Source organism: uncultured Ruegeria sp., assembly GCF_947504215.1.
Taxonomy (GTDB): domain Bacteria; phylum Pseudomonadota; class Alphaproteobacteria; order Rhodobacterales; family Rhodobacteraceae; genus Ruegeria.
Genome location: NZ_CANNGO010000006.1, coordinates 73,971 through 100,760, shown reverse-complemented (window position 1 = coordinate 100,760; position 26,790 = coordinate 73,971). Strand labels below are relative to the sequence as shown.

Annotated in this window: 24 protein-coding genes and 1 tRNA gene; 9 read left to right on the top strand and 16 right to left on the bottom strand. The window is 56.1% G+C overall.

Going from position 1 to position 26,790, the window contains the following annotated elements:
• Positions 1–7 precede the first annotated feature (7 nt).
• From Q1B21_RS12785 to Q1B21_RS12750, 8 genes are read right to left on the bottom strand one after another with little or no spacing between them, the layout of a single operon-like run.
• Positions 8–589: a Yip1 family protein gene (locus tag Q1B21_RS12785; RefSeq protein ID WP_299889850.1), complete on the bottom strand. Its 582-nt coding sequence runs from the start codon at positions 587–589 to the stop codon at positions 8–10.
• Entirely contained in the window at positions 586–1,071 is a 486-nt protein-coding gene (locus Q1B21_RS12780; protein WP_298935435.1) for a YIP1 family protein, read from the bottom strand. Before Q1B21_RS12780 ends, Q1B21_RS12785 begins: the two co-directional genes overlap by 4 nt.
• A complete protein-coding gene (locus Q1B21_RS12775) occupies positions 1,071–2,351 on the bottom strand; it encodes a SufD family Fe-S cluster assembly protein (protein ID WP_298935434.1) in 1,281 nt (426 codons plus the stop codon). Before Q1B21_RS12775 ends, Q1B21_RS12780 begins: the two co-directional genes overlap by 1 nt.
• Positions 2,351–3,106 carry a Fe-S cluster assembly ATPase SufC gene (gene sufC / locus Q1B21_RS12770; protein ID WP_298935433.1) on the bottom strand — a complete coding sequence of 252 codons (756 nt, stop codon included), beginning with the start codon at positions 3,104–3,106 and terminating at the stop codon, positions 2,351–2,353. The genes Q1B21_RS12775 and sufC overlap by 1 nt, the downstream gene beginning before the upstream one ends.
• A gap of 49 nt (positions 3,107–3,155) precedes the next feature.
• Entirely contained in the window at positions 3,156–3,359 is a 204-nt protein-coding gene (locus Q1B21_RS12765; RefSeq protein WP_299889847.1) for a hypothetical protein, read from the bottom strand.
• Positions 3,359–4,879, bottom strand: a complete 1,521-nt coding sequence (gene sufB, locus Q1B21_RS12760) for a Fe-S cluster assembly protein SufB (protein WP_298935431.1) — start codon at positions 4,877–4,879, stop codon at positions 3,359–3,361. Before sufB ends, Q1B21_RS12765 begins: the two co-directional genes overlap by 1 nt.
• Before the next feature lie 18 nt (positions 4,880–4,897).
• Complete coding sequence (locus Q1B21_RS12755) at positions 4,898–5,941, bottom strand: cysteine desulfurase family protein (RefSeq protein ID WP_299889844.1); 1,044 nt, start codon at positions 5,939–5,941, stop codon at positions 4,898–4,900.
• 53 nt (positions 5,942–5,994) lie between these two features.
• Positions 5,995–6,453, bottom strand: coding sequence for an Rrf2 family transcriptional regulator (locus Q1B21_RS12750; protein WP_299075454.1), 459 nt, complete (start codon positions 6,451–6,453; stop codon positions 5,995–5,997).
• Between the two features lie 178 nt (positions 6,454–6,631).
• On the opposite strand from Q1B21_RS12750, the gene Q1B21_RS12745 reads away from it, so the two are divergent.
• The 6 genes from Q1B21_RS12745 (at position 6,632) to Q1B21_RS12720 (ending at position 12,420) form a co-directional block, all read left to right on the top strand.
• The gene (locus Q1B21_RS12745; protein WP_120635482.1) at positions 6,632–7,285 is read left to right on the top strand and encodes an alpha/beta hydrolase; all 654 of its coding nucleotides are present in this window, start codon (positions 6,632–6,634) and stop codon (positions 7,283–7,285) included.
• The gene (locus tag Q1B21_RS12740) at positions 7,285–7,530 is read left to right on the top strand and encodes a hypothetical protein (protein WP_299889843.1); all 246 of its coding nucleotides are present in this window, start codon (positions 7,285–7,287) and stop codon (positions 7,528–7,530) included. The genes Q1B21_RS12745 and Q1B21_RS12740 overlap by 1 nt, the downstream gene beginning before the upstream one ends.
• Positions 7,527–8,690, top strand: a complete 1,164-nt coding sequence (locus Q1B21_RS12735; protein WP_299889842.1) for an HD domain-containing protein — start codon at positions 7,527–7,529, stop codon at positions 8,688–8,690. Before Q1B21_RS12740 ends, Q1B21_RS12735 begins: the two co-directional genes overlap by 4 nt.
• Before the next feature lie 380 nt (positions 8,691–9,070).
• A complete protein-coding gene (locus Q1B21_RS12730) occupies positions 9,071–9,406 on the top strand; it encodes a multidrug efflux SMR transporter (RefSeq protein ID WP_298935426.1) in 336 nt (111 codons plus the stop codon).
• Positions 9,407–9,482: 76 nt separating this feature from the next.
• Positions 9,483–11,300 (top strand): translational GTPase TypA, encoded by a 1,818-nt coding sequence (gene typA / locus Q1B21_RS12725; protein ID WP_299889840.1) that lies wholly within the window; start codon positions 9,483–9,485, stop codon positions 11,298–11,300.
• Positions 11,301–11,898: 598 nt separating this feature from the next.
• Positions 11,899–12,420 carry a hypothetical protein gene (locus tag Q1B21_RS12720; protein WP_299889839.1) on the top strand — a complete coding sequence of 174 codons (522 nt, stop codon included), beginning with the start codon at positions 11,899–11,901 and terminating at the stop codon, positions 12,418–12,420.
• A 56-nt stretch (positions 12,421–12,476) separates the two neighbouring features.
• On the opposite strand, the gene Q1B21_RS12715 is transcribed toward Q1B21_RS12720, so the two are convergent.
• The 4 genes from Q1B21_RS12715 to recA form a co-directional block, all read right to left on the bottom strand.
• Positions 12,477–13,100 carry a transglutaminase-like cysteine peptidase gene (locus Q1B21_RS12715; protein WP_299889837.1) on the bottom strand — a complete coding sequence of 208 codons (624 nt, stop codon included), beginning with the start codon at positions 13,098–13,100 and terminating at the stop codon, positions 12,477–12,479.
• A 370-nt stretch (positions 13,101–13,470) separates the two neighbouring features.
• Positions 13,471–13,758: a DUF1330 domain-containing protein gene (locus Q1B21_RS12710; RefSeq protein WP_299075468.1), complete on the bottom strand. Its 288-nt coding sequence runs from the start codon at positions 13,756–13,758 to the stop codon at positions 13,471–13,473.
• A gap of 1 nt (position 13,759) precedes the next feature.
• Positions 13,760–16,432, bottom strand: a complete 2,673-nt coding sequence (gene alaS / locus Q1B21_RS12705; protein WP_299889834.1) for an alanine--tRNA ligase — start codon at positions 16,430–16,432, stop codon at positions 13,760–13,762.
• Positions 16,433–16,579: 147 nt separating this feature from the next.
• Entirely contained in the window at positions 16,580–17,644 is a 1,065-nt protein-coding gene (gene recA, locus Q1B21_RS12700; RefSeq protein WP_120635490.1) for a recombinase RecA, read from the bottom strand.
• A gap of 192 nt (positions 17,645–17,836) precedes the next feature.
• Between recA and Q1B21_RS12695 the strand changes: the two genes are divergently transcribed.
• Positions 17,837–18,430 carry a sulfotransferase family 2 domain-containing protein gene (locus tag Q1B21_RS12695; RefSeq protein WP_298934977.1) on the top strand — a complete coding sequence of 198 codons (594 nt, stop codon included), beginning with the start codon at positions 17,837–17,839 and terminating at the stop codon, positions 18,428–18,430.
• 5 nt (positions 18,431–18,435) lie between these two features.
• Here Q1B21_RS12695 and Q1B21_RS12690 read toward each other — a convergent pair whose 3' ends face one another.
• From Q1B21_RS12690 to guaB, 3 genes are all read right to left on the bottom strand, one after another.
• Positions 18,436–20,727, bottom strand: coding sequence for an ATP-binding protein (locus tag Q1B21_RS12690; protein ID WP_299889831.1), 2,292 nt, complete (start codon positions 20,725–20,727; stop codon positions 18,436–18,438).
• A gap of 110 nt (positions 20,728–20,837) precedes the next feature.
• Positions 20,838–21,995, bottom strand: coding sequence for an RsmB/NOP family class I SAM-dependent RNA methyltransferase (locus tag Q1B21_RS12685; protein ID WP_299889829.1), 1,158 nt, complete (start codon positions 21,993–21,995; stop codon positions 20,838–20,840).
• 95 nt (positions 21,996–22,090) lie between these two features.
• Positions 22,091–23,539 (bottom strand): IMP dehydrogenase, encoded by a 1,449-nt coding sequence (gene guaB, locus Q1B21_RS12680; protein ID WP_298934975.1) that lies wholly within the window; start codon positions 23,537–23,539, stop codon positions 22,091–22,093.
• Positions 23,540–23,756: 217 nt separating this feature from the next.
• Here guaB and Q1B21_RS12675 point away from each other — a divergent pair, with 217 nt between their 5' ends.
• On the top strand, positions 23,757–25,799 hold the full coding sequence (locus Q1B21_RS12675; protein ID WP_299889827.1) for an ASKHA domain-containing protein: 2,043 nt from the start codon (positions 23,757–23,759) through the stop codon (positions 25,797–25,799).
• A gap of 24 nt (positions 25,800–25,823) precedes the next feature.
• Positions 25,824–26,678 carry a class I SAM-dependent methyltransferase gene (locus Q1B21_RS12670; protein WP_299889825.1) on the top strand — a complete coding sequence of 285 codons (855 nt, stop codon included), beginning with the start codon at positions 25,824–25,826 and terminating at the stop codon, positions 26,676–26,678.
• A 15-nt stretch (positions 26,679–26,693) separates the two neighbouring features.
• Here the strand turns inward: Q1B21_RS12670 and Q1B21_RS12665 are convergent.
• Positions 26,694–26,767, bottom strand: a tRNA-Gly gene (locus Q1B21_RS12665).
• Between the last annotated feature and the right edge of the window lie 23 nt (positions 26,768–26,790).

The window sequence follows — 26,790 nt, the reverse complement described above, 5'->3', positions numbered from 1 at the left end:
TTATTCCCTAGACGGGCCCGCTTGGGGTCAACATGAGGACGAAAGGCACCGCAACAAGAGCGGACAGCAGGATGACAGCAAAAGACTTGCCCAAGGATCCGAACTGATGCGCTTCGTTCAAAAAATGCAGTGTGATGTACAGGCTGAGCACCGCCGTCGCCATCAGCAATAACAGCATGAGAAACGGAAAGGTGATGCTTAGAACCAGCGTGATCAGCAGGGCAGCGATCTGCAGAAACTGCAACCAAATCGTCAGAACCATCATATCATCGAACGTCGCAGTCCCGCCCAAAAGGCGGCCGACGAACAGAAAGGCCACGATGCTCAACATCATTGCTCCGGCCGATTTCAGCAACACTAAAGGAATCGATTCAGTCTCGGTCAGTGTTTCGCTGTCCGGAGCATCAATGTCAGGCACCGAAACGAACAGGTCGATGCCCAATTGCACAAGGCAATTCAGAACAACAGCCAAGAAAAACGCCAGCCACAAGACCTCGCGTCCCGGTTTCAGGGCCAACAGCTGGCGCGCAGCTTCCGCTGGTTTGCGCAGCGTTAGCACCGCCAGATTGCCGAAGAAGACCGTGTTCATACAGCAACCCTTTGTGCTTGCCTGAGGCCTGATAACCAGAACCAAACAAATACGGCAACCCAAACCCCGCCCACCAGGGTCAATGTTGGCCCAGGACCGATAAACCCGGCAACCAGCCCGTTCAACAATACCAGCGGAGCCGAGGACAACAGAGCCCAAAACAAAGCAAGACGCGCGCCATAGGCTGTTCCGTGACCACCTACCAGTCGCGCCGCCCAATATGAGATCAGAGCCAATAGGTAGAAGAACAACGGTAATATGAACACGGAACCCAACAGGGCACCGCCCAAAAGCATATTCAGTTCCAGCCCTTCAAGATGCGCCCGACGCGCCAGACCCGGCATTTGCGCAATGAACGCGACCAGACAAAAAGACATGACAAATGCCAGCGCCCGGTCTTCGCGCGGTCCCATATCCAGAAGCCGGCGCACAACGCGCCCCGGCCCCCGGTAAGTTGCCACGATATCTGACGAAACCGGCATCAGCTGCGCCGCGCCAACCAACCTTCCAGACGGTTCACAATGGCTTCGGCCAAGGAACCGTCTTCGATCTCGTCTACTGCCTCGGCCAAAAAGGCCAGGGTCAGCATATTGGTCGCGTCCTTTGTCGGCACGCCACGAGACCGCAGGTAGAACAGAGCGGTTTCGTCAATCGCGCCGGATGTCGACCCGTGTGAACAGGCCACGTCGTCGGCATAGATCTCAAGCTCGGGCTTGGCCAGGAACTGACTGTCATCATCCAACAGTAGTGACTGGCTGATCTGGTAACCGTCAGTTTTCTGAGCGCCTGCTTTGACCAGAATCTTGCCCTGAAAAACCCCGGTCGCACCGTTGCGCAGCACTTTCTTGAAGACTTGCCGGCTTTCGCAGTTCACCGCATCGTGAGTGACAAACACGGTGTCATCATGATGGAAATCACCATCACCGACACAAGCGCCCGCCACGTGAGCAACAGCGTCATCTCCGGTCAGTTCGACAATCTGCTCGTTCCGGGTGAGCACGCCGTTCACGGTCAAGGTGAATGACTTGTAGACCGATTCCTGCCCCAGACGGGTGAACATATGGGTGGCTGCACGCCGCTCATGATCGCGCCCCTGCGCGCGCACGTGATGCAATGTGCCGTTGTCCGCCACGTCGATCTCCATACACTTGTTAAAGCGGGAGGCAGCCGGGCCGGTTTCCAGAATCGTCGCTTCGGCTCCGCTTTCGACGCGAACTACATGATGTAGGATAGCGTCCGATGTTGGGGACGCGTGGCGGTAGATCAGATTGATCGGTTTGGATGGCTTACCTGTCACGTGGATGGCAACTCCATCAGACGCAAAAGCAGTGTTCAGTGCCGCCAAAGGACGTTGCACCGGAACCTGACCACGAGCCTCAAGCACACCGTATAGCTCTTTCGCCCAGTGAATATCCTTGCAACAGATATCTTCGAGGCGATCAATACTGACGCCTTCCAGAGACAGGTCATCCGAATCGTTAGGGCTGAACACACCATCGACGAAAACGATTTTCAGTCGATCGAGCTTATCGAAAATCGGCGGCTCGTCATCCTTCAACACTGCGGCCGGCATAGCATCAGACGTGATGAGTGTGTCCGGGCGCGTGTATTTCCAATACTCATCGCGACGTCCGGGCAGGCCCGTTTCCAACACGCGCGCCAAAGCGTCTTCGCGCGCAGCACGGGTGCACCCGGCATCGGGCATCGTCAACGTGGCCAATCGAGCCTCGGTTGCTGATTGTTTAACCTCGGGGACAGCCATTAGTTCACCTCGGCAAGAATGTCAGAGTAGCCGTTGTTTTCAACTTCCAGCGCCAGTTCGGGACCGCCGGTTTTGACAATTTTTCCGTCAGCCATGATGTGCACGACATCCGGTTTGATGTGATCCAGCAAGCGCTGATAGTGAGTGATGACAAGGAATCCCCTGCCCTGATCGCGCAGCGCGTTTACACCTTCAGCAACCAATTTCATCGCATCTACATCAAGGCCGGAGTCTGTTTCGTCCAGAATGCAGAGCTTGGGTTCCAGCATTGCCATTTGCAGGATCTCGTTCCGCTTCTTCTCACCGCCAGAAAACCCGACATTGACGGGGCGCTTCAGCATATCGGCGTCGATTTTCAAAGACTTGGCCTTGGCGCGGATTTCTTTGAGGAAGTCAGCAGCTGACATCTCCTCTTCCCCGCGTGCTTTGCGCTGGGCGTTCACAGCGGTGCGCAGGAAGGTCATGTTGCCGACGCCCGGAATTTCGACGGGATACTGGAAGGCGAGGAACATGCCGGCGGCGGCGCGCTCTTCAGGCTCCATCTCCAGCAGGTCTTCACCATTGAGATCTACCGAACCTTCGGTGACTTCGTATCCGTCACGGCCTGACAGCACATAGCTGAGGGTCGACTTGCCCGATCCGTTCGGCCCCATGATCGCATGCACTTTACCGGCCTCGACGGTCAGGTCCACGCCTTTGAGGATCTGCTTGTCTTCTTCCTCAAGTTTCACGTGCAGGTTTTTGATTTCCAGCATTTATTTGTCCTTTGGTGTAGCATCAGAGCACTTGGGCTCCGTTCAATTTCTATCCCAGTAACTTTCGGAGAATACGCGACGCAATCCACCCCAGGGTCACTCCGCCACCCACCGCCCATACCGGGTTTATGAAGGCCATATGATTAATGTTGACGTAAGCGACGCCAAACAACCCACCAAGCACTGGAAGCGCATAACCCATTGCGGTCAGCACTTCATCCCTTTGGATGCGTTGGCGGGACTTGTCCGGCATTAGCCTACAGACCCTTCCAGACTAATCGCGACAAGCTGTTGCGCTTCCATGGCAAATTCCATTGGCAGCGCCTGAAGCACGTCTTTGCAGAACCCGTTGACCACGAGGGCCACAGCCTCTTCTTCGTCCATGCCGCGCTGACGACAATAGAACAGTTGATCATCGTCCACTTTGGAGGTCGTCGCCTCGTGTTCCACCCGGCTCGAGTTGTTTTTGACCTCGATATACGGCACCGTGTGGGCTCCGCATTTGTCGCCAATCAAAAGGCTGTCACACTGGGTATAGTTGCGGCTGTCTTTCGCCTTCGGGTGCATCGAAACCAGCCCGCGATAGGTGTTCTGTGCCTTGCCCGCACTGATCCCCTTGGACACGATCCGTGATTTGGTGTTCTTGCCCAGATGAACCATCTTGGTGCCGGTGTCGGCCTGCTGATAGTTGTTGGCAATCGCGATCGAATAGAATTCACCTTGGCTTTCATTGCCGCGCAGGATGCAGGACGGGTATTTCCAGGTCACAGCCGAGCCTGTTTCAACCTGTGTCCACATCACCTTGGACCGATCGCCCCGACAATCGGCGCGCTTGGTCACAAAGTTATAGATACCACCCTTGCCGTTCTCATCCCCGGGGAACCAGTTCTGAACAGTCGAATACTTCACCTCGGCGTCTTCTTCGATGATGATTTCGACCACCGCGGCGTGCAGCTGTGCGGTGTCGCGCTGGGGCGCGGTGCACCCCTCCAGATAGGACACATACGAGCCTTTGTCGGCGATGATCAACGTCCGCTCGAACTGACCTGTGTTTTCCGCATTGATCCGGAAGTAGGTGCTTAGCTCCATCGGGCAGCGCACGCCGGGTGGGATGTAGACAAAGGATCCATCCGAGAAAACGGCTGAATTCAGTGTGGCGTAAAAGTTGTCTGACACCGGCACGACAGTGCCGAGGTACTTTTTGACCAGCTCAGGATGTTCTTTGATCGCCTCAGAAATCGAACAGAAGATGACACCGGCCTCTTTCAGCTCTTTCTGGAAAGTCGTCCCTACGGATACCGAGTCAAACACCGCGTCCACAGCAACTTTGCGCCCTTCGGCAGGTGCGTTTTCAGCACCTTCGACGCCTGCCAGAATCATCTGTTCTTTCAGAGGGATACCCAGCTTTTCGTAAGTTGCCAAAAGCTTAGGGTCGACTTCGTCCAGCGATTTCGGCTTTTCTTCCATCGACTTGGGGCGCGCGTAATAATACTGGTCCTGAAAATCGATTGGCGGGTAGTGGACCATCGCCCAAGTGGGCTCGTCCATCTTGGTCCAACGCTCGAACGCGGCCAGACGCCATTCGGTCATCCATTCCGGCTCTTCGTTCTTGTCCGAGATCAGGCGCACAATATCGGGATTCACGCCCTTGGGCGCGTATTCCATTTCGATATCGGTGTCCCAGCCATATTTATAGGTTCCGACTTCGCGAACCGCATCCACGGTTTCCTGATCGACACCCTCTTTTACCTGGGCCTGGTCCAATGCGGCCATGTTCTACCCTCCGTCAGATCACGCGGCGCGCGCGCGATGCTTTTTCTCTTTTTCCAACCACGTTTCGGCGAAACGCAGCACGTCTTCTTCGGTTGTCCGAGGGCCCAGCGATACGCGGATCGCGCTGGCTGCTGTCACCTCATCATATCCCATTGCAGTCAACACCGCGCTGGCGCGTACTTTGCCGCTGGAACAGGCAGAGCCCGCACTGACCGCAAAACCCGACAGATCCATCTGCATGACCTGTGTTTCACCCTTCCAACCGGGGGATGCGAAACACAGCGTGTTCGGAAGGCGTTTTTGACCTTTCCCGACAAAAATAGGTGATTTATTTCCAGCCTCAAGAGCGTTTTCTAGAATATTTCTAAATTCTTCAACTTGCGCCCAAACACCATTGTTCAAGCCACGCACCGCTGCCTCAGCTGCCGCCCCGAACCCTGCTATTCCAATGACATTTTCGGTACCCGACCGACGCCCCATCTCTTGCCCACCGCCTTTGATCTGGGCCGCCAGGTCCGTACCACGATTCATGACCACTGCACCGACCCCTTTGGGGCCGCCAAGTTTGTGCGCCGAGATCAAAGCCATCTGAGCGCCGAGCCAGTTGAACGCGATCGGCAGCTTACCGAAAGCTTGGGTGGCGTCAGTCACGGCCAGCCCGGACGGCAGTGATTGAACAATGCCCGTTTCGGAGTTGGCCACTTGCAGGGTAGCTTTCGTAGGATCATCGACCACAACCAAACCGCTGCTCTGAACTTGGATATCTTCAATAGTCCAAGCCCTTACCGCGTCATGTTCAATTGCAGAGCCGTGAAGATCGCGACCTGCCATCGTCAATGCAGCACCCTCGGTGGAACCGGATGTGAAGACAATGTCGGCGCCATCAGCGCCAAATGCGTTGGCAACCTGAGCACGGGCCCGCTCGATCAGGGCTTTAGCCGCGCGCCCTTCGGCGTGGACCGAGGACGGGTTGCCGCAGACATCCATCGCCGCAATCATCGCGTCGCGCGCTTCGGGCCGCAAAGGCGTTGTCGCGTTGTGATCCAGATAAACACGCGTCATGGATACATCTTTTCCCGAACAATCCTCATGATGTTGCTTTCAAACCCGTTAGATCAATCGTCGACAACAGCGAACAGGTTCGGAACTGCCGGACAAGGCGCAAGATCGTTCTTGATGACGTCGGACAAACGGGTCTGGTGCAAAAACACATACACATGAGCGCTAAGGCCTTCCCAAAGCCGGTTGGTCAAAGACTGCGCACGGCTGCCTGAAGACGCGCCAGACGCCCCGGCCCCCTTTTGCAATGCGTCAACCGTTTCGTCCACCGCGCTGAGGATTTCAACCACACGAATCTCAGACGCCGGGCGCGCCAGACGATAGCCGCCACCCGGACCGCGCACAGATGCGACAAGTTCGGCCCGCCGAAGCTTGACGAACAGCTGCTCCAGGTAAGGAAGTGAGATATCCTGACGCTCGGAGATTTCACCCAGTGTGACCAGCCTGTCAGTGGACTGCAAAGCAATATCTGCCAACGCCACCATGGCGTAACGTCCTTTGGTCGACAGCTTCATTATCCGGTCCTCTTAGTCAGATCCGCGCGAAATCATTGACGCCGCCGCTGCCAGTGCGTATCTCCGACGGACAGCGCGTTTTCGCTAAGCGTGATAATTAGAACCGTTCTAAGGTGCCCGACGAATACCGTCAAGTAATTCCCGGCGCCAATTAGAAAAAGACAGGACCAAAGCACACATGCCCGAGGTGATTTTTCCCGGACCCGAAGGCCGCCTGGAAGGCCGCTACCACCCGCAAAAGGAAAAAGACGCACCGATCGCCATCGTGCTGCACCCGCATCCTCAGTTCGGCGGGACCATGAACAACAAGGTGGTCTATAATCTCCACTACGCGTTTTACAACATGGGCTTCACCGTGTTGCGCTTTAACTTCCGTGGAGTTGGCCGCAGCCAGGGCGAATACGACCAGGGCGTAGGCGAGCTGAGCGATGCAGCGTCGGCGCTGGATTACCTGCAATCGATGAACACCAATTCCAAACATTGCTGGGTCGCAGGCTTTTCGTTCGGCGCATGGATCGGAATGCAGTTGTTGATGCGCCGCCCCGAGATCACAGGGTTCATCAGCGTGTCGCCCCCGGCCAACATGTATGACTTTTCGTTCCTGGCGCCCTGCCCGTCTTCTGGCTTGATCATCAATGGATCCGCGGACCGCGTCGCGCCCCCGGCCGATACAACTGGATTGGTGAGCAAGCTGCACGAGCAAAAAGGCATCACCATCACCCATACCGAGGTCGAAGGTGCCGATCACTTCTTCCAGGATCGCCACATGGACACGCTGATCACTGATGTCAGCGACTATGTGAAGCGCCGACTGACTGAAACCACGCGCTAATGTCCGATACGATCACCAATCTGGCGTCGAAACTGGCGGAAGATACGATGAAGGTCATGGATGAAACCGGCGATGATCGTTTCTTTATGCAAGTCTCCGAGCTTTTAGGCGCATCCTCACAATCTTTGGAAGAGGCATTCCTGACTGAAGTCCGGGTGCGGTTGGCAGAACGTAAGGCGCGGCAATTCGTGATAAAGCGACTGACCGATCACCGCTCGAAGGTCAAAGCGATAGAGAAGCAATGACCGAGAGGTTATCGGCTCAGATCACGTTCCTGAAACGGGCGGATGAACTAAAAACAGTTGAGCGGGCGAATGTCCTGCTCGACCAGTCCCGTCCCGAAAACTCCGCCGAACATAGCTGGCATCTTGCGCTTTGGGCGTTGGTCATGGCACCGCTGGCCGGTCCCGATGTAAACACTGACCGTGTCATACGCATGCTGCTGCTGCATGATCTCGTCGAGATCATCGTCGGCGACCACCCAATTCACCTGAGCACGGATTGGGAAAGTGTCGCGAAATCCGAACACGCAGCCGCAGTGCAACTTTTTGGCCTTCTCCCCTCGGAACAGGCAGAAGAGTTCATGTCGTTGTGGCGCGAATTCGAGGCAGATCAGACCTCGGACGCGCAATTTGCAAAGATACTGGATCGGTGCCAGCCCCTGTTTCAGGTCGTATGCGCAACCCAACCGAGGCCAGACCATCTGGATGTCGTTCGGGATAATCTGGATGGTGGGCGCGCGGCCTATCTGGAAAGTGTGTTTCCCTATGCCTACCGTCACGCGCACGATTTGCTGGCCAACAAAGGCGCAGACAATAACACGTTCACAAACAGGCTGCCATTTCTGACCGAGGCCGATCAGCTGAAGTCTATTCTGCGCGCCTCTCGTCTGATGGGCAGTGATCGGTTCGAAAACTCGGCCGAACACTCTTGGCACATCATGCTGTATGCTTGGGTCTTGTCGGAATACGCAGGCCCGAATGTCAGGATCGACCGGGTTCTGCAGATGCTTTTACTTCATGATATCGTCGAAATTGATGCCGGGGATCATCCGATCCACGGACAAGTTGATCACGCCGCACAAGCCGCGAAGGAGGAAGCCGCTGCGAAACGCCTGTTTGGCATGTTGCCGGATAGCCAGCGTCTTGCCTTTGTTGATCTGTGGCATGAATTCGAGAATGCCCAAAGCGACGATGCGCGATTTGGCAAGGCGATTGACCGGCTCCAAACTCCGATCGCCAATCTGGAAACGGGTGGCGGGTCCTGGATCGATTACGACGTTACGTTCGCGCAGATCGAAGCTCGCGTTCGCCCTGCCATCGAAGCCGGTGCGCCCGACCTTTGGGCCTGGCTTGAACCTCAACTGACTGAGTATTTTTCAGCATCTGAGGCTGCCTGCGTATAACCGGCCCAAAGAAAAAAGGAGCCCGAAAGCTCCTTTTTCCCTGCTAAGTTCTGGATGGCGCTTATCCTACGCAACCATCTAACTGATAAACCAAATGGGGCTACAGCAATCTAGACGGACCCCCCGCCTGCAAGCCACCCAAGCGCCACAATAAGAGCCGAAGCAAATATGACGGATTTTGAAAATGTCGTCATTGAACAATACTCGTTAACAAATCATTAAATATGGGGAAATCTTACACCAAACGGAAAAAACCCATAGTCAGGTATACCTGACCCTAGGTCATCGTCTTAACTGTTGCAGGGCATCGAATCTCCTTGCCTAGACGGGAAGTATCGTGCTCAACCGGGCCAGATATCCCTGTGTTTAGGTGTTTCGCCATGCCCAAAGCCTATCTGATCCTGTTGCTGGCCGTTTTTGCCGAGACAATTGGCACAACAGCCTTACAAGCCAGTCAGCAATTCACAAAGCTCTGGCCATCAGTGTTAGTTGTTGTCGGTTACGGGTTTGCATTTTATTTGATGGCCCTCACCCTGAAGGTCATGCCCGTGGGGATTGTTTATGCCATCTGGTCCGGGCTTGGGATTTTCTTTATCGCTGTCATCGGTTTTGTCGTCTTCGGACAAAAACTCGACTGGCCGGCGGTCCTTGGCTTGTCGATGATCCTGGCGGGAATCCTGATCATACACCTGTTTTCCAAGACCACAGGTCACTGACTGTCGGTTAGGGGTGGTATAATTGCCTGTGCCGCGTTATGCGCGCGGCAACTTCCCGTTCAAAGGCTGACCTCTCATGGACCTGCGCAATATCGCAATCATCGCTCACGTGGACCACGGTAAAACGACCCTGGTGGATGAGCTGCTTAAACAATCCGGCGCGTTCCGGGAAAATCAGGCCGTGGCAGAGCGTGCTATGGACAGCAATGACCTCGAACGCGAGCGCGGCATTACCATCCTGGCCAAGGCCACTTCGGTCGAATGGAAAGGCACCCGGATCAACATCGTCGACACCCCCGGCCACGCCGATTTCGGTGGCGAAGTAGAACGGATCCTCAGCATGGTCGATGGCGTTGTTTTGCTGGTGGATGCCGCCGAAGGTCCGATGCCGCAAACCAAGTTCGTAACCTCTAAGGCTTTGGCACTTGGCCTGCGTCCGATCGTGGTGCTGAACAAGGTCGACAAACCCGATGCCGAGCCGGACCGCGCGCTGGACGAATGCTTTGATTTGTTCGCGAACCTCGGTGCAGATGACGATCAGTTGGATTTTCCTGCCATGTATGCCTCGGGCCGCTCAGGCTGGGCTGACATGGAACTGGACGGACCCCGCAAAGATCTGACCGCGCTATTTGATCTTGTCGTGGATCATGTGCCCGCACCCAAGCAGGCCGAACACAAGGACGAACCGTTCCGGATGCTGGCAACTACTCTTGGCAGTGATCCGTTCATCGGGCGCATCCTGACGGGCCGCGTCGAAAGCGGCACGTTGAAAGCGGGTGAAGGCCTGAAAGCCCTCAGCCGGGACGGCACACCTATTGAAAGCTTCCGTGCCTCCAAAATCCTGGCCTTCCGTGGATTGGGCCAACAACCCATCGATGTGGCCGAAGCAGGCGACATCGTCACCATCGCAGGCATGAGCAAGGCCACCGTGGCCGACTCCCTGGTTTCCCCGCAAGTAGATGAAGCTCTGCCCGCCCAGCCCATCGACCCGCCTACGATCACAGTGACATTTGGGATCAACGATTCACCTCTGGCTGGCCGCGACGGTAAAAAGGTCCAATCGCGTGTGATCCGTGATCGCCTGATGAAAGAGGCCGAATCCAATGTGGCCATCCGCATCACCGACACCCCCGGTGGAGAAGCTTTTGAGGTCGCCGGTCGTGGCGAACTTCAGATGGGCGTGTTGATCGAAAACATGCGCCGTGAAGGATTCGAGCTCAGCATCTCACGCCCGCAGGTTCTGTTTCGCGAAGAAGAAGGTCAACGGCTTGAACCCATCGAAGAGGTCACCATTGATGTGGATGACGAATACTCCGGGTCAGTAATCGAGAAAATTACAGGTGCGCGCAAAGGCGAACTGGCAGAAATGCGCCCCGCAGGTGTCGGAAAGACCCGCATCATCGCACATGTGCCATCCCGCGGATTGATCGGATACCACGGAGAATTCCTGACCGATACACGCGGAACCGGCGTCTTAAACCGTGTGTTCCACGGCTGGTCGCCCCACAAGGGACCCATCCCCGGTCGCCGTGCAGGTGTTCTGATTTCCATGGAAAACGGCCAAGCCGTTGCCTACGCGCTTTGGAACCTGGAAGAGCGCGGCCGCATGTTCGTCGGTCCTCAGACAGATGTTTATCAGGGCATGGTGATTGGCGAACATTCTCGTGACAACGATCTGGAAGTGAACCCTTTGAAGGGCAAGAAGCTTACCAACGTCAGGGCCAGCGGGTCCGACGATGCGGTCCGTCTGACGCCCCACATCCAGTTTTCACTGGAAGAGGCGATTGCCTATATCGACGACGATGAATTGGTTGAGGTTACGCCCAACGCAATCCGTTTGCGCAAGCGGTTTCTAGACCCGCATGAGCGCAAAAGGATGTCCAGATCGGCCTAAAACACCGCCTTTGGACTGGTGTGAGGCTGGAAACAATGACATGAGTGTGACATTTTTTCACCCATTTCAAAAATGATGAGAAGTTGAGGGCCTGCCGTTACGTCAGGCCTTCTCTCTGTTTTGAAAGAACATTCAACTTTTAGGGGAGTTAACTGCAACTCAATCAGCCAAACATCTTCTTGTAAATCGGGCTCAAGAAAGGTGTATTTATGGCCAAAGTGTGACGTCGTTCATACACGCGGCATTCAGTATAGCGCATAAGTACGACGTAGTTGTTAACGAGTTTCAAGGAGACGCGCTATGCGCATCAAGTTCCGTCTTTTATCCATTGTTTTCGCATCAGCCACAGTCCCATTACTCGCTGGTGCTCCGGCACAGGCTGCAGAAAAGTGCACCGTAAGAACAGCCAAGCAATCTGTTTCAACCGAAACGCTTTGTGCGTGTAGCGTCGTCGATGCTCGGATGCTGCGTTATATTCAACGCCGTCCCGACTTCGAAGATATTCTCACAAGAACCCTTCAGTTTTGCCCGGCCTTTGCCGCTGTTCTGACGGACTTCCCGACCGCTTCGATCGGCGCACCAACACAAAGAACTGGTGATGGATCAGCCGACGAAGGCGGCGGCTCGGGCGGTGGCTCTAGCTCCGGTGGTGGCTCTAGCTCCGGTGGCGGCTCTAGCTCCGGCGGTGGTGACGGCGGCGGATCAGGCTCCGGCGGCGGTGATGGCGGCGGCTCTGGCTCCGGTGGTGGATCCAGCTCCGGCGGCGGTGATGGCGGCGGCTCTGGCTCCGGTGGTGGATCCAGCTCTGGCGGTGGTGATGGCGGCGGCTCTGGTTCCGGTGGTGGATCCAGCTCTGGCGGTGGTGATGGCGGCGGCTCTGGTTCCGGTGGTGGATCCAGCTCTGGCGGCGGTGATGGCGGCGGCTCTGGTTCCGGTGGTGGATCCAGCTCTGGCGGCGGTGATGGCGGCGGCTCTGGTTCCGGCGGCGGCGACGGTGGTGGTGATGGCGGCGGGTCTGGCTCCGGTGGCGGCGACGGCGGCGGAGACGGCGGGTCCGGTGGCGGGAACGGCCCAAGCGATCCAGTCAAAGACTGACCTAGAAACAAACAAAGACCGGTGAAAAGTGACCTTTTCACCGATTCCTCTAATTTTCATCAAAACTGGAAGGGAAGAGAATTAGCTACTCCCGTAAACGCCAACCCATCGGCGCGGTTGATTTGGGTCCTGCATCCGCAAAAACAGGTAACGCGTATCCGCCCAGGGTTTGATCCGGCTCGTCGCGTTGTCCAGAATAAGATCGCCATTTGCAGACCGGTAGACCAAAACAGCGTGACCATTCCGGCTTCTATCCAGAACGGTCGCGATCAGGAGCTTCTTCGGATCGATTCCAGCCTTGATAAGATCCCGTTTCTTCAAAAGAGCGAAGTCTTCGCAATCACCGCCACGAGACGTCGGTAAAGCCCATCTTTCCCGGGTTTTGTACTGAAGCTGGTCAGCCACCTCGCGGGTTGTGGCGTTCACGCGGCGATTTACCTGCTGAATAATCTGCATTTCCTGCTGACTTGTCAGCGATATCGACCGCTTGGAGGAACACGCCCAACTATACTGACGACATAATTGATGTGCCCCGGACGGAGGAGGCGAAGCTGCGACTGTGGTGATAAAGGCCTTTTCAAAAGCCTTGGCCTCGGATCCTACGAAGAAAGACCCCAAAACAAGGGCAAATAGTCCTGTTGCGCGTCCCGATGTTCTCACAAAGTGACCAATACCTGACGATAACTTAGTGCTATACGATGTCATGCCTGTCCCTCGATCCAGGTTTTTCCGAGCAATTGCCGTAAAGCAGGACCTTGTACCGTTTTTTGAAACTATCCGTAAACAGGCCTGGTTATGCAATCTCCGGTTAGACTGAAGGGGAAAAGAGGCGGAAATTCGTCAGCGAATTTGACCATTTCGGGCAAGAAGTTAGATGCGGTGGCCACAATTGGGGCACGCGTTCCACGGCTTTGCCCGGGAGCATGCCGTTAAGTCCATGACAAATATGAAATAAACCTCACAGGCCATCCGAACACGAAATCGTTACACGTGCCGCAATTGGTCTAAGCTGAAATTTGCTTACAAACAGCACACTTGGCTCAAATGTCTTGAACCAATGTGTGAAGACTGATTCTCAGTCTGTTATTTCCACAACAACAAGTTCACGCTCACTTGCGCCGCGTGCGTGATCAAGGGCCTTTTGATAGTCCACCGAGTTGTAACACTCGACCGCCGCTTCGACGGACGGGAACCGGGCAACCACGTTTCGAGGTCTTTCCTTACCTTCCAATTGCACATAGCGTGCCGCGCGTGCGATAAATTCGCCCCCGTGCTTGGCAATCGCTGGTCCGGCCAACTCAGCATACTTTCCATATGCCTCAGCATCGGTCACTGTTACATGCGCAATCCAAAGTGCAGGCATCTTATCCTCCCAGTACTTGTTCCGCAGCTTTGATCGCTGCATCCGAATTGGCGGCATCTCTGCCGCCGCCCTGGGCCATGTCCGGACGCCCACCGCCACCTTTACCGCCCAGTTCGACCACCGCTGCCTTTACCAGATCAACGGCTGAGATCCTGTCAGTCAGATCCTGTGTCACCCCGGCCGCAACCGCCGCTTTCCCACCGGTGTCTGCAATCAGCAAGACGGCCCCGGATTCAATGCGGCTTTTATGCTCGTCGATCAACGCAGGCAGATCTTTTCCGGACACACCAGTCAGAGCCTGAGCCAGGAACTTTACGCCATTGACATCACGCGCTTCAGCACCAGATCCCTGACCCGCACCACCAGCCATGGCCAGATCGCGCCGCAATTGGGCAAGCTCGTTTTGCAACGCTTTGCGCTCATCCAACAGCGACTTTACTCTGCTGACCACGTCATCCGGCTGCGCCTTCAATTCCAACGCGACCTCTGACACACGTTGATCCTGCGCCGACAAATAGCGGAATGCCGCATCTCCGGTCAGCGCTTCAATCCGCCGAACACCCGCGCTGCTGGCGCTGTCACCCAAGACAACAAATGTTCCGATATCTCCGGTTTGGCGAACATGCGTTCCACCACACAGTTCAATCGACCAGGTTTCGCCGTCATGGCCTTTTCCGGTTGGGGCCTTGCCCATCGAAACAACACGAACCTCGTCGCCGTATTTCTCACCAAACAGCGCTTGCGCCCCCAGCTCGCGCGCGTCGTCCGGGGTCATGACCCGTGTCTCGACTGCCGAGTTCTGGCGAATGAAATCGTTCACCTCACGCTCGACCTTCTGCACTTCTTCCTGAGACAGCGCTTTGGAATGGCTGAAGTCAAACCGCAAACGATCTGATGCGTTCAGCGATCCGCGCTGCGCCACGTGATCACCCAACGCCTCGCGCAGTGCCTCATGCAGCAGGTGCGTTGCCGAGTGATTGGCGCGTATTGCAGTGCGACGCGCGTGATCAACTTCCAACTCAACCGCATCGCCTTTGCATAACGCTCCGTGATCTACTGTCACCTTATGCGCATAGACCTTACCGTCGGCAAATTTCTTGGTGTCTTCGACCTTTGCAACATCGTCGCGATCTTCCAGGCGGCGGATTTCACCAGTATCGCCAATCTGGCCGCCAGCTTCTCCGTAGAATGGAGATTGGTTGACAACGACCCAGCCGCTGTCGCCCTGTTCGATTTTGTCCACCAAAGCGCCATCAACCACCAGGGCCATGACCTGACCTTCCGCTTTCTCGGTGTCGTAACCCAGAAAATCAGTAGCGCCGTCGTGATCAAGTACGTCAAACCATACGGCCTGATCTGCGGCTTCGCCTGATCCCGACCACGCAGCGCGCGCCTTTGCTTTCTGTTCCGCCATGGCCGCATCGAAACCATCGGTGTCGACGCTGCGGCCCTTTTCGCGTAGCGCATCCTGCGTCAAATCCAGCGGAAACCCAAAGGTGTCGTAAAGCTTGAACGCGGCGTCGCCAGGCAGTTGCTCACCTTCCGGCAATCCGGCAACTTCGTCGTCCAACAGTTTCAACCCGCGATCCAGAGTTTGCTTGAACCGGGTTTCCTCCAGCAACAAAGTCTCTTCGATCAGCGCTTGCGCCTGGCCCAGTTCGGAATACTGAGCGCCCATCAGTTGCACCAAGGTCGGAACAAGCCGGTGCATGACCGGATCTTTTGCACCCAACAAATGCGCATGGCGCATCGCCCGACGCATGATCCGACGCAGAACATAGCCGCGTCCGTCATTCGACGGCATCACGCCATCCGCCATCAGGAAAGAGGTCGACCGCAGGTGATCCGCAATGACGCGGTGATGCACATTCTGATCACCATACGGATCGACATGTGTGACATCCGCTGATGCTTCGATCAGCGTCTTGAACAGGTCGGTATCATAGTTGTCGTGGCTGCCTTGCAGCAAGGCCCCGATGCGTTCCAGCCCCATGCCCGTGTCGATCGACTGCATGTCGAGTTCCACCATCGAGCCATCTTCGAACTGCTCGTTTTGCATGAAAACGATGTTCCAGATTTCGATGAAACGATCACCGTCTTCGTCGGCTGATCCCGGAGGGCCACCCCAGATATGATCGCCATGATCATAGAAGATCTCGGTGCACGGACCACAGGGCCCGGTGGGGCCCATTTGCCAGAAGTTGTCATTGGTGGCGATGCGGATGATCCGGTCTTCTGGGATACCGACCTTTTTCCAAATCTCAAACGCTTCATCATCGGTGTGATAGACCGTCGCCAACAGGCGGCTCTTGTCGATGCCGAATTCCTCGGTGATCAACTCCCACGCAAATGGAATTGCCTCAGGCTTGAAATAGTCCCCGAACGAGAAATTGCCCAGCATTTCAAAGAATGTGTGGTGGCGCGCCGTATATCCCACATTGTCCAGATCGTTGTGCTTGCCGCCAGCACGCACGCATTTCTGTGCTGTCGTGGCGCGTTGGTAGTCGCGGTTCTCCAGGCCGGTGAACAGGTTTTTGAACTGCACCATACCGGAATTTACAAACATCAATGTTGGATCATTGCGCGGCACCAGCGGGCTGGACGCAACCACTTCGTGACCTTGCTTGGCAAAGTAGTTCAGGAAGGTTGAGCGGATATCGTTCAGCGTGGGCATAGGGCTCTCTCGGCGGGCAATAACAGTCGTCCGCGAAGGTTTAGCCCCCTGCCAAGGGAGTGTCCACAGGATACGGTTGGTGAAAACTGACAAGGCGGCCCAACCGGCCGCCCCGTCGAAAACTTCTGTCAGAAATCCAGGCTATTGCTATGCCTCGAGGATATCATCTTCGTCGGCATTCGGTGGCATCTCGAAATCCAAACCATGCGCGGCACGGATCTTGTCTTCGATCTCTAGCCCTATGCGGCTGTTGTCGCGCAGATATTGCTTGGCATTCTCACGCCCTTGCCCGATCCGCTCGTCGCCATAGCTGAACCACGAACCTGACTTCTCGACCACACCGGCTTTGACGCCCAGATCCAACAGTTCACCCATCTTGCTGATGCCTTCGCCATACATGATGTCGAATTCCACCTGCTTGAAGGGCGGTGCCACCTTGTTTTTCACAACTTTGACACGGGTCTGGTTGCCGACAACCTCATCCCGGTCCTTGATCGCGCCGATGCGGCGAATGTCCAGACGGACCGAGCTGTAGAATTTCAGCGCGTTGCCACCGGTGGTGGTTTCCGGGCTGCCAAACATAACGCCGATCTTCATCCGAATCTGGTTGATGAAGACCACCATACACTTGCTGCGATTAATCGATCCGGTCAGTTTGCGCATCGCTTGGCTCATCAAACGGGCTTGCACACCGACACTGCTGTCGCCCATATCGCCTTCAAGTTCGGATTTCGGCGTCAGCGCCGCCACCGAGTCGACTACAACCATGTTCACTGCACCAGACCGTACCAGCGTATCAGTGATCTCCAAAGCTTGCTCACCCGTGTCGGGTTGTGAAATCAACAACTCGTCCAGATCGACGCCCAGCTTGCGGGCATATTGCGGGTCAAGCGCATGTTCCGCATCAACGAACGCACACACACCACCACGCTTTTGCTGCTCTGCAATACAATGCAAGGTCAGCGTGGTCTTACCCGAGCTTTCGGGCCCATAAATCTCGACAATGCGGCCCATCGGCAACCCGCCAATGCCCAGTGCAATGTCCAGGCCCAGAGATCCGGTCGAGCTTGCCTCGATCTCTTGCTTGGTGTCATCACCCAGCTTCATGATCGAGCCTTTGCCGAACTGGCGTTCGATCTGGGCCAACGCGCTGTCGAGCGCCTTTTGCTTGTCCGCGTTTTTCTTGTCGCTCATCGTCAGAAGATCCGCCATTGTCCTGTCGCCTTCTCTTTTGTCACACCCTTGGCCGGGCGGCAATCGCTGCTTTGTTCGCCTCTTGTTCCTTATGGGACCAAAAAGAGAACATTTCAACTAAAACTTACAGACCTCACTGTTCTGCAATTGTATTAAAGAGTCGTTTACGACAATCTGCGTGTATAAGTTATGTGATCGGGAAGTTGATAAATGCTTGTTTTCTATAAGGAACGCCTAGCGTTTTTGTCTGTCCCAAAAACTGGAAGCACTGCCTATCATTCGGCATTGCGCGACCGTGCCGACCTTGTAGTAGCAGGCCCACCCGAATTGAAGCATGCCCCGGTGCGCCGATACGATCGCTTTTTTCAAAACATGTTTCGCAAGATGTACGACACCGAGATGGAGATCATGGCCGTTGTTCGCGAACCCATCGATTGGCTCGGCAGTTGGTACAGGTTTCGCAGCCGGCAGGACCGTGTCGGCCATCCACACTCGACCCGCGACATGACGTTCGACGAGTTTGTCCGCGCTTACATGCAAAATCCCCGCCCCGAATTTGCCGATGTGGGTAGTCAGAGCCAGTTTTTCCGCACACGCAGCAATGGATTCGGCGCCACTCACGTTTTCAAATACGAAAACCAAGACAAGATCCTGACCTTCCTACAGGACCGCCTTAACGTAGACATCACCTTGCCTCGGGAAAACGTCTCTCCTCCCGGCGACCTTTCTTTGACCGAAGAAACAAGCCGCAAGTTTCGAAGTAAACACGCAGCGGAATTTACCACGCATGACTCGGCCGAATAGCCAGGTCAGCTTAGTTGTTGGAAAACGGCCTCGGTCAGCTGGTTGAGTGAAAATGGTTTCGGCAAGAAGGTGGAATTTGCGATTTCCGGGCCGTTATCGCCGAAGGCGCCCTCGGTATAGCCTGACACAAAGACCACCCGCGTGTCCGGACGCGTCTCCATCGCTTGGCGCACCCAAGTTGGCCCGTCCATGCCGGGCATCACAACATCGGTGACAAACACATCAACGTTTAAATCCGGATCTTCCAGTAGCCGCAATGCGTCTTCTGCGGACTCAGCCTCAAGCACCGTGTAGCCTTTCAATCTCAATGCGCGTGTCGCAAAAGCCCGCACCGGCGCCTCGTCTTCCACCAACAGCACCACGCCCTCGCCCTGACCCGCGTTTTGAGTATCAGGTTGTTCAAGTGTAGTCGGCCCAGGTTCGGCTTCAGCGGCACTCACAGGAAGAAGGACGGCAAACTCGGTCCCCCGCCCCGGTGCACTGTCCACAAAGATGAAGCCGCCTGTTTGCTTTACGATGCCGTAGGCAGTCGACAACCCTAGTCCGGTGCCCTCGCCTGTGCGCTTGGTCGTATAAAACGGCTCAAACACCTTTTGCAGCTTATCCGTGGGAATCCCAATTCCTTGATCGATCACCTTGACGGTCACATATTCCCCGGGCTGCACTGTCGCGCGGTCGCGCCTGAATGGCCGTGTCAGATTCAGAACCTCGGTTTCAATTCGAATCTCTCCTCCATCGGGCATCGCGTCACGCGCATTGACGACAAGGTTCATCAGCACTTGTTCTAGTTGGCGTTTGTCTGCCCTGACGGATTTCAACACCGGGTCGTGGCTGAGTGTCAGTTGGACTTTTTCACCAACCAGACGGTTCAAAAGATGAATCAGGTCCGAGATCGTATCCCTTAGATCCAGCACCTCGGGTCTGAGGGTCTGCTTGCGGGAAAAAGCCAAAAGCTGACTGACCAGTGCAGCGGCTCGATTGGCGTTTTGGTTGATTTGCACCAAGTCACCGTAGTCAGAATCGTTCTGATCATGTCGCAGTAAAAGTAAATCGCAATGCCCGGAAATGGCCGTCAACAGGTTGTTGAAATCATGCGCCACACCGCCTGCCAGCTGCCCGACGGCCTGCATTTTTTGGCCTTGAACAAATTGAGCTTCTAATGTCTTGAGCTCGGTTGCGTCATTTAAAACCGCAATCAGACAAACCTTTCCGTCATCAATGATGCGGTTCAAGGTGACCTGAACAAAGACTTCCTTGTCATCCCGGCTAAGCCGCAAAAACTCAGATCGCTGAGTGTCTTCCTCATTTGCCGTCCGCTGCAGCCATTCCAGAACCGGATGGCCCAGGCCGTGCATAATCTGACTGATGTTCGTGTCCCTCAGGCGCGTGTCACCCAACAGCTTGTTGGCCAGTCGGTTGGCCTCGAGTATCGTGCCATCCGTCGCAAGACACATGATCGCAACCGGGAGGTCCGCAAAACCGGTTCCGCCTTGTGTGTTTGCAGTCTCATTCAGAGGTGACAGCGCCAGGTTTTGCCCGAACCCGGATCGGGAGAGTTGCGACGCCACGACAGGGACGGCACCGTCGCGCGTTTGTACCTGGCTGATATCACCAATTGTTGGCGTTCCGTCCGGGAAAATCTCTTCAATGGAACCCGGTCTGAACCCCAACAGGCGTTCAGCCGCACCGTTCAAACCCAGCACCAACCCATTTCGACCTTTGGACAGAACCGGCAGCGTTAGATCTTGCCAGCTCGCTTGCTCATCCAACTGGAAACGCCAACAGAAAACACCCTCGGCCAACCGGAAAACGGACACCGGTATCGTATCCCCATATGTTAGGATATCTTCGCGTGCCCGCCCCTTTAACAGGGCTTGAGATTGCAGCCGCAACAAAATCGCCGGTGGATTGCCAAAAACAGATCGCAGGCACTGGGCCAAGTTCAATCCCGTATCCGCATGAAGCCGACTGACGGCCTGAGAATTGGCTACTAGTATTTCACCGTGCGAATTTGCGATCAGGCACGGAAACAGGTCCTGTTCGGCAAAAGCCGCCATGATTGCCGTGGCCTGGCGCGCGGATCGATTGGCCAGCAGCACCTGAATGACAACGCCAGCAGCCACCACGAGCAATGACAAACTGGCAACAAGCAACCCTCTGCTCCAATCCTGCGACAAAATCCCGGTTGCAGGCATAACACTCAGAAAAACAGCCAGAAGAATAAGAGGTCCAAGTCGCGAAACTGGGGGAAATTTTGAGATGGACGGATTAGGAAAGAAATCTGCTGTGTCGGACATTAATGGCTCGGGGTAAGGACTATGGGTTAAAACGATCCAAAAAACGTTAACACCCGCTTAAAGGACATTAGAAAGAAATACTCTACCCATGGTTGCTAATCGCCAGATGGTTACCGCGTCAAGTGCGCTGTGAAGAAACCATCAGTGCCGTGTGTAACCAGCCACGATCTTCGAAAGCTTTCCCGCCACTTCGGATTACGTTCAAGAAAACGATCCACGACTGTACCGTTTTCGTCGTTCAGCATTGAGCAGGTCGCATATGCTAATGTCCCATGCGCCCCAACCAAACTCACGATCTGCGTCAAAATCCTTGTCTGAATTGCCGTCAGGTCCTGCAAACGCTCGTCTGTTAATGCCCATTTACCTGCAGGCGCACGTCGCCATGAACCGCTGCCCGAACACGGGGCATCAACCAGAACAACATCAAACGGGGCCACATCGGCAATCTCGTCAGTGGTCAGCATTGTGATTTTTGCACCGGCCCGCGCGGCCCGGACTGGCAGGTCGCGCATCCGTCCGGCATTCACGTCATGGGCAAACACCTCGAGCCCTTTGTGCGCGGCCAACGCCAGCGCTTTGCCGCCGCCTCCTGCACAATAGTCAAGAACACGCATCCTGGGCTTTAGATCCAGGGCTGCCACAACCGCCTGACTGGCTGCATCTTGCAGTTCCACCAGACCATTGGCATAGGCGCGGCTTTGCGAGATTTTTCGCGCGCCTTCTGTCACTTCCAACGCCGTATCGCAGGCAGGATGAGGAAGCGCTTTGATATTGTCAGCTTCCAGCGCCAACAGTGCAGTGGCCACGTCGCCCTTCAAAAGGTTCACGCGCAGATGAACCGCTGCACGGGTTTGCAGTGATTGCGCCGCTGGAATTGCTTCCCCGCCCAGCGATGCCGAGAACCGGGGCCACAACCACTCGGGAATGTCGAAACGTTCCGAGTCCGAGGTGAAATCTCTGGTTGTTTCAGCCTCAAGAACTGGGGACGGTGCGTGTCGATCTCCGGAAAACAACGCCTCCAAATTCCCCTGCTCGGCACGAACTGCGCCGATCATCAGACCGCGCCCCGTGTTCGCCCCGCCAAGTGCAGCAAAGGACCGCTTGCAACGCAACGCATCAAAGACATAATCGCGAACTGCCGCGCGGTCTTTCGACCCGGCAAAGCGACTGCGCCGGGCCCAACCCGTCAACGCCTTTTCAACCGGCATCCCGGCCAGAATGTCATCCAGGATTTCGATTGAGGCTTGAACACGGGCTGCAGGGGTCATGTCAGTTATCCTTGGCAATCAGAGGCATACGAAATGACAGATTCGAACGCAAAACGGCGCCCTATTGAGGGCGCCGTGAGATGGACTCCAATGGATCACATCACCCGGTAATTCGGGCTTTCACGGGTGATCTGCACGTCGTGTACGTGGCTTTCTTTCAAGCCGGCACCTGTAATCTTGACGAAGTTGCAGTTGCGACGCATCTCATCAACCGTCGCGCAGCCGGTGTACCCCATGGCGGCGCGCAACCCACCAACCAACTGATGTACAACTGCACTGGCCGACCCCTTGTAAGGCACCTGCCCTTCGATCCCCTCGGGCACCAGCTTGTCGTTGGCCGCATCCTTTTGGAAATAGCGATCCGCCGAACCGCGCGCCATTGCACCCAGGCTACCCATGCCGCGATAAGATTTGAACGACCGCCCCTGATACAAGATGACCTCGCCCGGGCTTTCGTCGGTGCCCGCGATCATTGATCCGACCATGGCACAAGACGCACCTGCCGCAATCGCCTTGGCAAAATCTCCGGAAAACTTGATGCCGCCATCAGCGATCACTGGCACATCCTGCGCGGCCGAAGCGCAATCCATGATCGCCGTCAGCTGAGGCACTCCGACCCCTGCCACCATGCGCGTTGTGCAGATCGACCCCGGTCCGATGCCCACCTTGATCGCGTCTGCGCCCGCATCAATCAGCGCCCGGGTGGCTTCTCCGGTTGCGACGTTGCCCGCGATGATCTGCACTTCGTTTGATAGGGTTTTGACCCGCGTGACAGCGTCCAGAACGCCTTGAGAGTGACCATGTGCGGTGTCCACGACAATAATATCGACACCCGAATCCACCAGCTGCTCGGACCGTTCAAATCCTGCATCCCCGACCGAGGTCGCCGCCGCGACGCGTAAACGGCCCAAGCGGTCTTTGCAGGCTGTTGGGTTCAGCACGGCTTGTTCGGTATCTTTCAGGGTCAGCAGACCGGTCAGTTTGCCTTCACCATCAACGACCAGCAGCTTTTCGATCCGGCGTGCGCGCATCAGGCTTTTGGCCTCTTCCAGATCCGCGGGTTCCTGCAACATGGCCAGATTGTCCGAGGTCATCATCGCCTTGACCGGCGTATTGTCAGACGATGCAAACCGCATGTCCCGGTTGGTCAGGATGCCGACCACTCGGCCGTTTTCCTCGACCACCGGAAACCCGGTGAAATTGTAACGCTCAACCAAAGCCTGTGCGTCGGCCAGCGTTTGATCCACACGCAACGTGACCGGATTGTAGACGATGCCGGATTCAAACCGTTTCACACGTCGTATCTCGCGCGCCTGTTCTTCGATGGTCAGGTTCTTGTGGACAACGCCAATTCCGCCCGCCTGTGCCATTGCAATGGCCATCCGCGCCTCGGTCACCGTATCCATCGCCGAGCTGAGCAGCGGGATATTCATAGTGATCTCGCGCGTTACACGCGTCGCCGTGTCAGCCGTTGCCGGCAGCACGGAAGATGCGCCCGGCACCAAGAGAACGTCGTCAAAGGTGAGTGCCTCACGAATCTGCATCATCTAACTCCATGCAAAAGCCCGTTTGGCGGTGACCCTATTACATGGATTTGACCCAAGGAAAAGCCCCCTGCAACAAGTTGTTGTTCCATGCGGGCCAATGCCGCGCCCCAAAACGACGCAACATGTGCAAAACGTGCCGCTGAATGCCCTTTCCCTTTGCCCGCAAACCCATATGTTGCGCGGGATACGTGCGAATACAAAAGGCAGGCCGTTCATGACCACCGACCCCCTTGTCGTCTTTACCCCGTCAGGCAAACGCGGGCATTTTCCCGCAGGCACACCGATTCTGACCGCCGCCCGCCAGTTGGGGGTCGATCTGGATTCGGTTTGCGGCGGACGCGGGATTTGTTCAAAGTGCCAGATCACGCCCAGCTACGGTGAGTTTCCCAAGCACGGAGTCACCGTATCAGACGGCGCGTTGAGCGAATGGAATGCGGTCGAACAGCGCTATGACGACAAACGCGGGCTGAAACCTGGTCGCCGCTTGGGATGCCAAGCCACTGTTCAGGGCGATATTGTAATCGATGTGCCGCCTGAAAGTCAGGTGCATCGACAGGTCGTCCGCAAAGCGGCGACAGCGCGGGCAATCACCATGGATCCGGCGACCCGACTTTATTTTGTCGTGGTTGAAGAGCCGGACATGCATTCTCCGACAGGTGATCTTGAGCGTTTGGAACGGGCCTTGCAGCAGCAATGGATGATTGGTGACGTCACCGCCGATCTGTCCCTTATGTCCAAGCTGCAACCCACGCTGCGCAAAGGCAAATGGGAGGTTACGGTCGCGGTTCACAAAGGTCACAAGGACACTGCCGGTCGAATCGTGGAAATCTGGCCGGGACTGCACGAAGGTGGCCTGTATGGGTTGGCGATTGACCTCGGTTCAACCACCATCGCCGCCCACCTGACCGACCTGGAAACCGGCCAGGTCAAAGCATCCTCTGGCCTGATGAACCCTCAGATCCGCTTTGGCGAAGACCTGATGAGCCGCGTTTCATATGCCATGATGAACCCCGGCGGCGATCAGGAAATGACCAAAGCAGTGCGCGAGGCGATCAATGATCTGACCACCTCTATTGCTGAAGACGCCGAGATCGACGCAAAACTGATTGTGGAAACGGTGTTTGTCTGCAACCCGGTCATGCACCACTTGCTGCTGGGGTTGGATCCTGTGGAACTGGGCCAAGCTCCGTTTGCGTTGGCCACCTCCGAGAGCCTCTCGCTGCCAGCACACGAGATGGACCTGACCAACATGAATCCGCGCGCGCAAGTGTACATCTTGCCCTGCATCGCTGGCCATGTCGGGGCCGATTGTGCCGCCGTTGCCCTGTCGGAAGAACCCGGCAAGTCCGAGGATCTGGTGCTGATCGTTGACGTCGGTACAAACGCCGAAATCCTATTGGGCAACACCACCCGCGTATTGGCCTGTTCTTCGCCCACAGGACCCGCGTTTGAGGGCGCTCAGATCAGCTCGGGCCAGCGCGCAGCGCCTGGCGCAATCGAGCGCATTGAAATCGACCCAGTGACCAAGGAACCCCGCTTCCAGGTCATCGGATCCGAGAAATGGTCAGATGAAGACGGGTTTGATCAGGATATCGCGACCACTGGCATCACCGGCATCTGTGGGTCCGGCATCATTGAGGCGGTCGCCGAAATGCGCATCGCTGGTCTGCTGGATGAAAGTGGCTTGATCGGTTCAGCCGAGCAAACCGGCACCGCTCGCGCCGTCCCAGAAGGGCGCACACATTCCTATCTGATCCACGACGCCAGCGCCGAAGGTGGCCCGCGGATCACCGTCACGCAAGGTGACATTCGGGCCATCCAATTGGCGAAATCGGCGCTCTACGCTGGTGCGCGCCTATTGATGGACGAAATGAACGTCGACAAGGTTGACCGTGTCGTTCTGGCGGGCGCGTTTGGGGCGCATATTTCGACCAAACACGCCATGGTGCTGGGGATGATCCCGGACGCACCGTTGGACAAAGTCTCCAGCGCGGGCAATGCCGCCGGAACCGGGGCACGGATTGCGCTGTGCAACATCGCAGCCCGGTCGGAAATCGAGCAGGTCGTGCGCCAGATCACAAAGGTCGAAACCGCCATCGAACCCAAATTTCAGGACCATTTCGTCGCTGCAAATGCGATCCCGCACAAGACAGATCCATTCCCCGAACTGGGTCAGATTGTTACCCTGCCATCGCCTTCATTCAACACAGGCGGCGATCCTGAAAAAGCTGGCCGCAGGAGGCGGCGCAAAGCATAGTCCTGCTATCCACAGGAGGACGGCATGCAGATCGCGAATGAGGACCAGGCAGAATATTGGAGCAACTCACCTTCTGGCGCCAAATGGCTGACCTATGAGGACCAGCTTGATCATATGATGGCCCCGGTCATTGATTTGATTCTGAAACACGCCGATCTGAATAAAGGCATGCGCGTTCTGGATATCGGCTGTGGAACTGGCGTCAGCAGCTTGGCTGCGGCGAGGCGAGTTGGCGCTGACGGGCACATACTCGGGGCCGATATCTCACAACCGTTTCTGGACCGGGCCGCGCAACGAGCCAAAGAAAGCGGACTGGGCAACGTTGATTTTCAACGGGCCGATGCGCAGGTCACCCAATTTCCAGAAGCAGGCCGGGATGCGGCAATCTCTCGATTCGGGGTGATGTTTTTTGATGATTCCATTGCCGCGTTCAAAAACATTGCGCGAGCGCTGGTACCGAACGGTCAAATGACGTTTGCCGCCTGGGGCCCCTTGGCGGACAATCCGTGGTTTCGGATACCGCATATCGCAGCCACCAATCGATTGGGACATCCGCCCAAGGTTGACCGTTACGCGCCCGGCCCGCTTGCTTTTCATGATCTGGACCATGTGATCGGTATGATGACGGAAGCCGGATTGAAAGACGTCCGGGCGCACGCAATCCCAATCGGGCTGAATTTTCTTGATACGATCGAGAAAACCGCCACCTTATGCACCCGCGTCGGCCCGGCAGCGCGGGTCATCTCTCATTTCGACGGGTCAAAAGAAGATGTTTCTGTAATTCGGCAGGCTGTTTCTGAAGAGTTCAGACCTATGTTAACAGACCAAGCCGGCCTTCCAGCCGTGATCAACTTGTATCAAGCCCGCCGTGCGTCGTGATGTGAAGGTCAGAGTTGGAGCGGGTAGCGGGAATCGAACCCGCGCGTTCAGCTTGGGAAGCTGACAGGCTACCATTACATCATACCCGCCGCTCTGGTTTGGATATCATCGC

Coding starts and splice junctions, on each gene's coding strand:
- Q1B21_RS12785 (WP_299889850.1), bottom strand. CDS start 589: ATGAACACGGTCTTCTTCGGCAATCTGGCGGTGCTAACGCTGCGCAAA.
- Q1B21_RS12690 (WP_299889831.1), bottom strand. CDS start 20,727: ATGTCCGACACAGCAGATTTCTTTCCTAATCCGTCCATCTCAAAATTT.
- Q1B21_RS12750 (WP_299075454.1), bottom strand. CDS start 6,453: ATGAAGCTGTCGACCAAAGGACGTTACGCCATGGTGGCGTTGGCAGAT.
- Q1B21_RS12745 (WP_120635482.1), top strand. CDS start 6,632: ATGCCCGAGGTGATTTTTCCCGGACCCGAAGGCCGCCTGGAAGGCCGC.
- Q1B21_RS12775 (WP_298935434.1), bottom strand. CDS start 2,351: ATGGCTGTCCCCGAGGTTAAACAATCAGCAACCGAGGCTCGATTGGCC.
- Q1B21_RS12755 (WP_299889844.1), bottom strand. CDS start 5,941: ATGACGCGTGTTTATCTGGATCACAACGCGACAACGCCTTTGCGGCCC.
- recA (WP_120635490.1), bottom strand. CDS start 17,644: ATGGCGGATCTTCTGACGATGAGCGACAAGAAAAACGCGGACAAGCAA.
- Q1B21_RS12735 (WP_299889842.1), top strand. CDS start 7,527: ATGACCGAGAGGTTATCGGCTCAGATCACGTTCCTGAAACGGGCGGAT.
- Q1B21_RS12710 (WP_299075468.1), bottom strand. CDS start 13,758: ATGCCTGCACTTTGGATTGCGCATGTAACAGTGACCGATGCTGAGGCA.
- sufC (WP_298935433.1), bottom strand. CDS start 3,106: ATGCTGGAAATCAAAAACCTGCACGTGAAACTTGAGGAAGAAGACAAG.
- Q1B21_RS12765 (WP_299889847.1), bottom strand. CDS start 3,359: ATGCCGGACAAGTCCCGCCAACGCATCCAAAGGGATGAAGTGCTGACC.
- typA (WP_299889840.1), top strand. CDS start 9,483: ATGGACCTGCGCAATATCGCAATCATCGCTCACGTGGACCACGGTAAA.
- Q1B21_RS12670 (WP_299889825.1), top strand. CDS start 25,824: ATGCAGATCGCGAATGAGGACCAGGCAGAATATTGGAGCAACTCACCT.
- sufB (WP_298935431.1), bottom strand. CDS start 4,879: ATGGCCGCATTGGACCAGGCCCAGGTAAAAGAGGGTGTCGATCAGGAA.
- alaS (WP_299889834.1), bottom strand. CDS start 16,432: ATGCCCACGCTGAACGATATCCGCTCAACCTTCCTGAACTACTTTGCC.
- guaB (WP_298934975.1), bottom strand. CDS start 23,539: ATGCAGATTCGTGAGGCACTCACCTTTGACGACGTTCTCTTGGTGCCG.
- Q1B21_RS12730 (WP_298935426.1), top strand. CDS start 9,071: ATGCCCAAAGCCTATCTGATCCTGTTGCTGGCCGTTTTTGCCGAGACA.
- Q1B21_RS12720 (WP_299889839.1), top strand. CDS start 11,899: ATGGATCAGCCGACGAAGGCGGCGGCTCGGGCGGTGGCTCTAGCTCCG.
- Q1B21_RS12675 (WP_299889827.1), top strand. CDS start 23,757: ATGACCACCGACCCCCTTGTCGTCTTTACCCCGTCAGGCAAACGCGGG.
- Q1B21_RS12685 (WP_299889829.1), bottom strand. CDS start 21,995: ATGACCCCTGCAGCCCGTGTTCAAGCCTCAATCGAAATCCTGGATGAC.
- Q1B21_RS12715 (WP_299889837.1), bottom strand. CDS start 13,100: ATGACATCGTATAGCACTAAGTTATCGTCAGGTATTGGTCACTTTGTG.
- Q1B21_RS12740 (WP_299889843.1), top strand. CDS start 7,285: ATGTCCGATACGATCACCAATCTGGCGTCGAAACTGGCGGAAGATACG.
- Q1B21_RS12695 (WP_298934977.1), top strand. CDS start 17,837: ATGCTTGTTTTCTATAAGGAACGCCTAGCGTTTTTGTCTGTCCCAAAA.
- Q1B21_RS12780 (WP_298935435.1), bottom strand. CDS start 1,071: ATGCCGGTTTCGTCAGATATCGTGGCAACTTACCGGGGGCCGGGGCGC.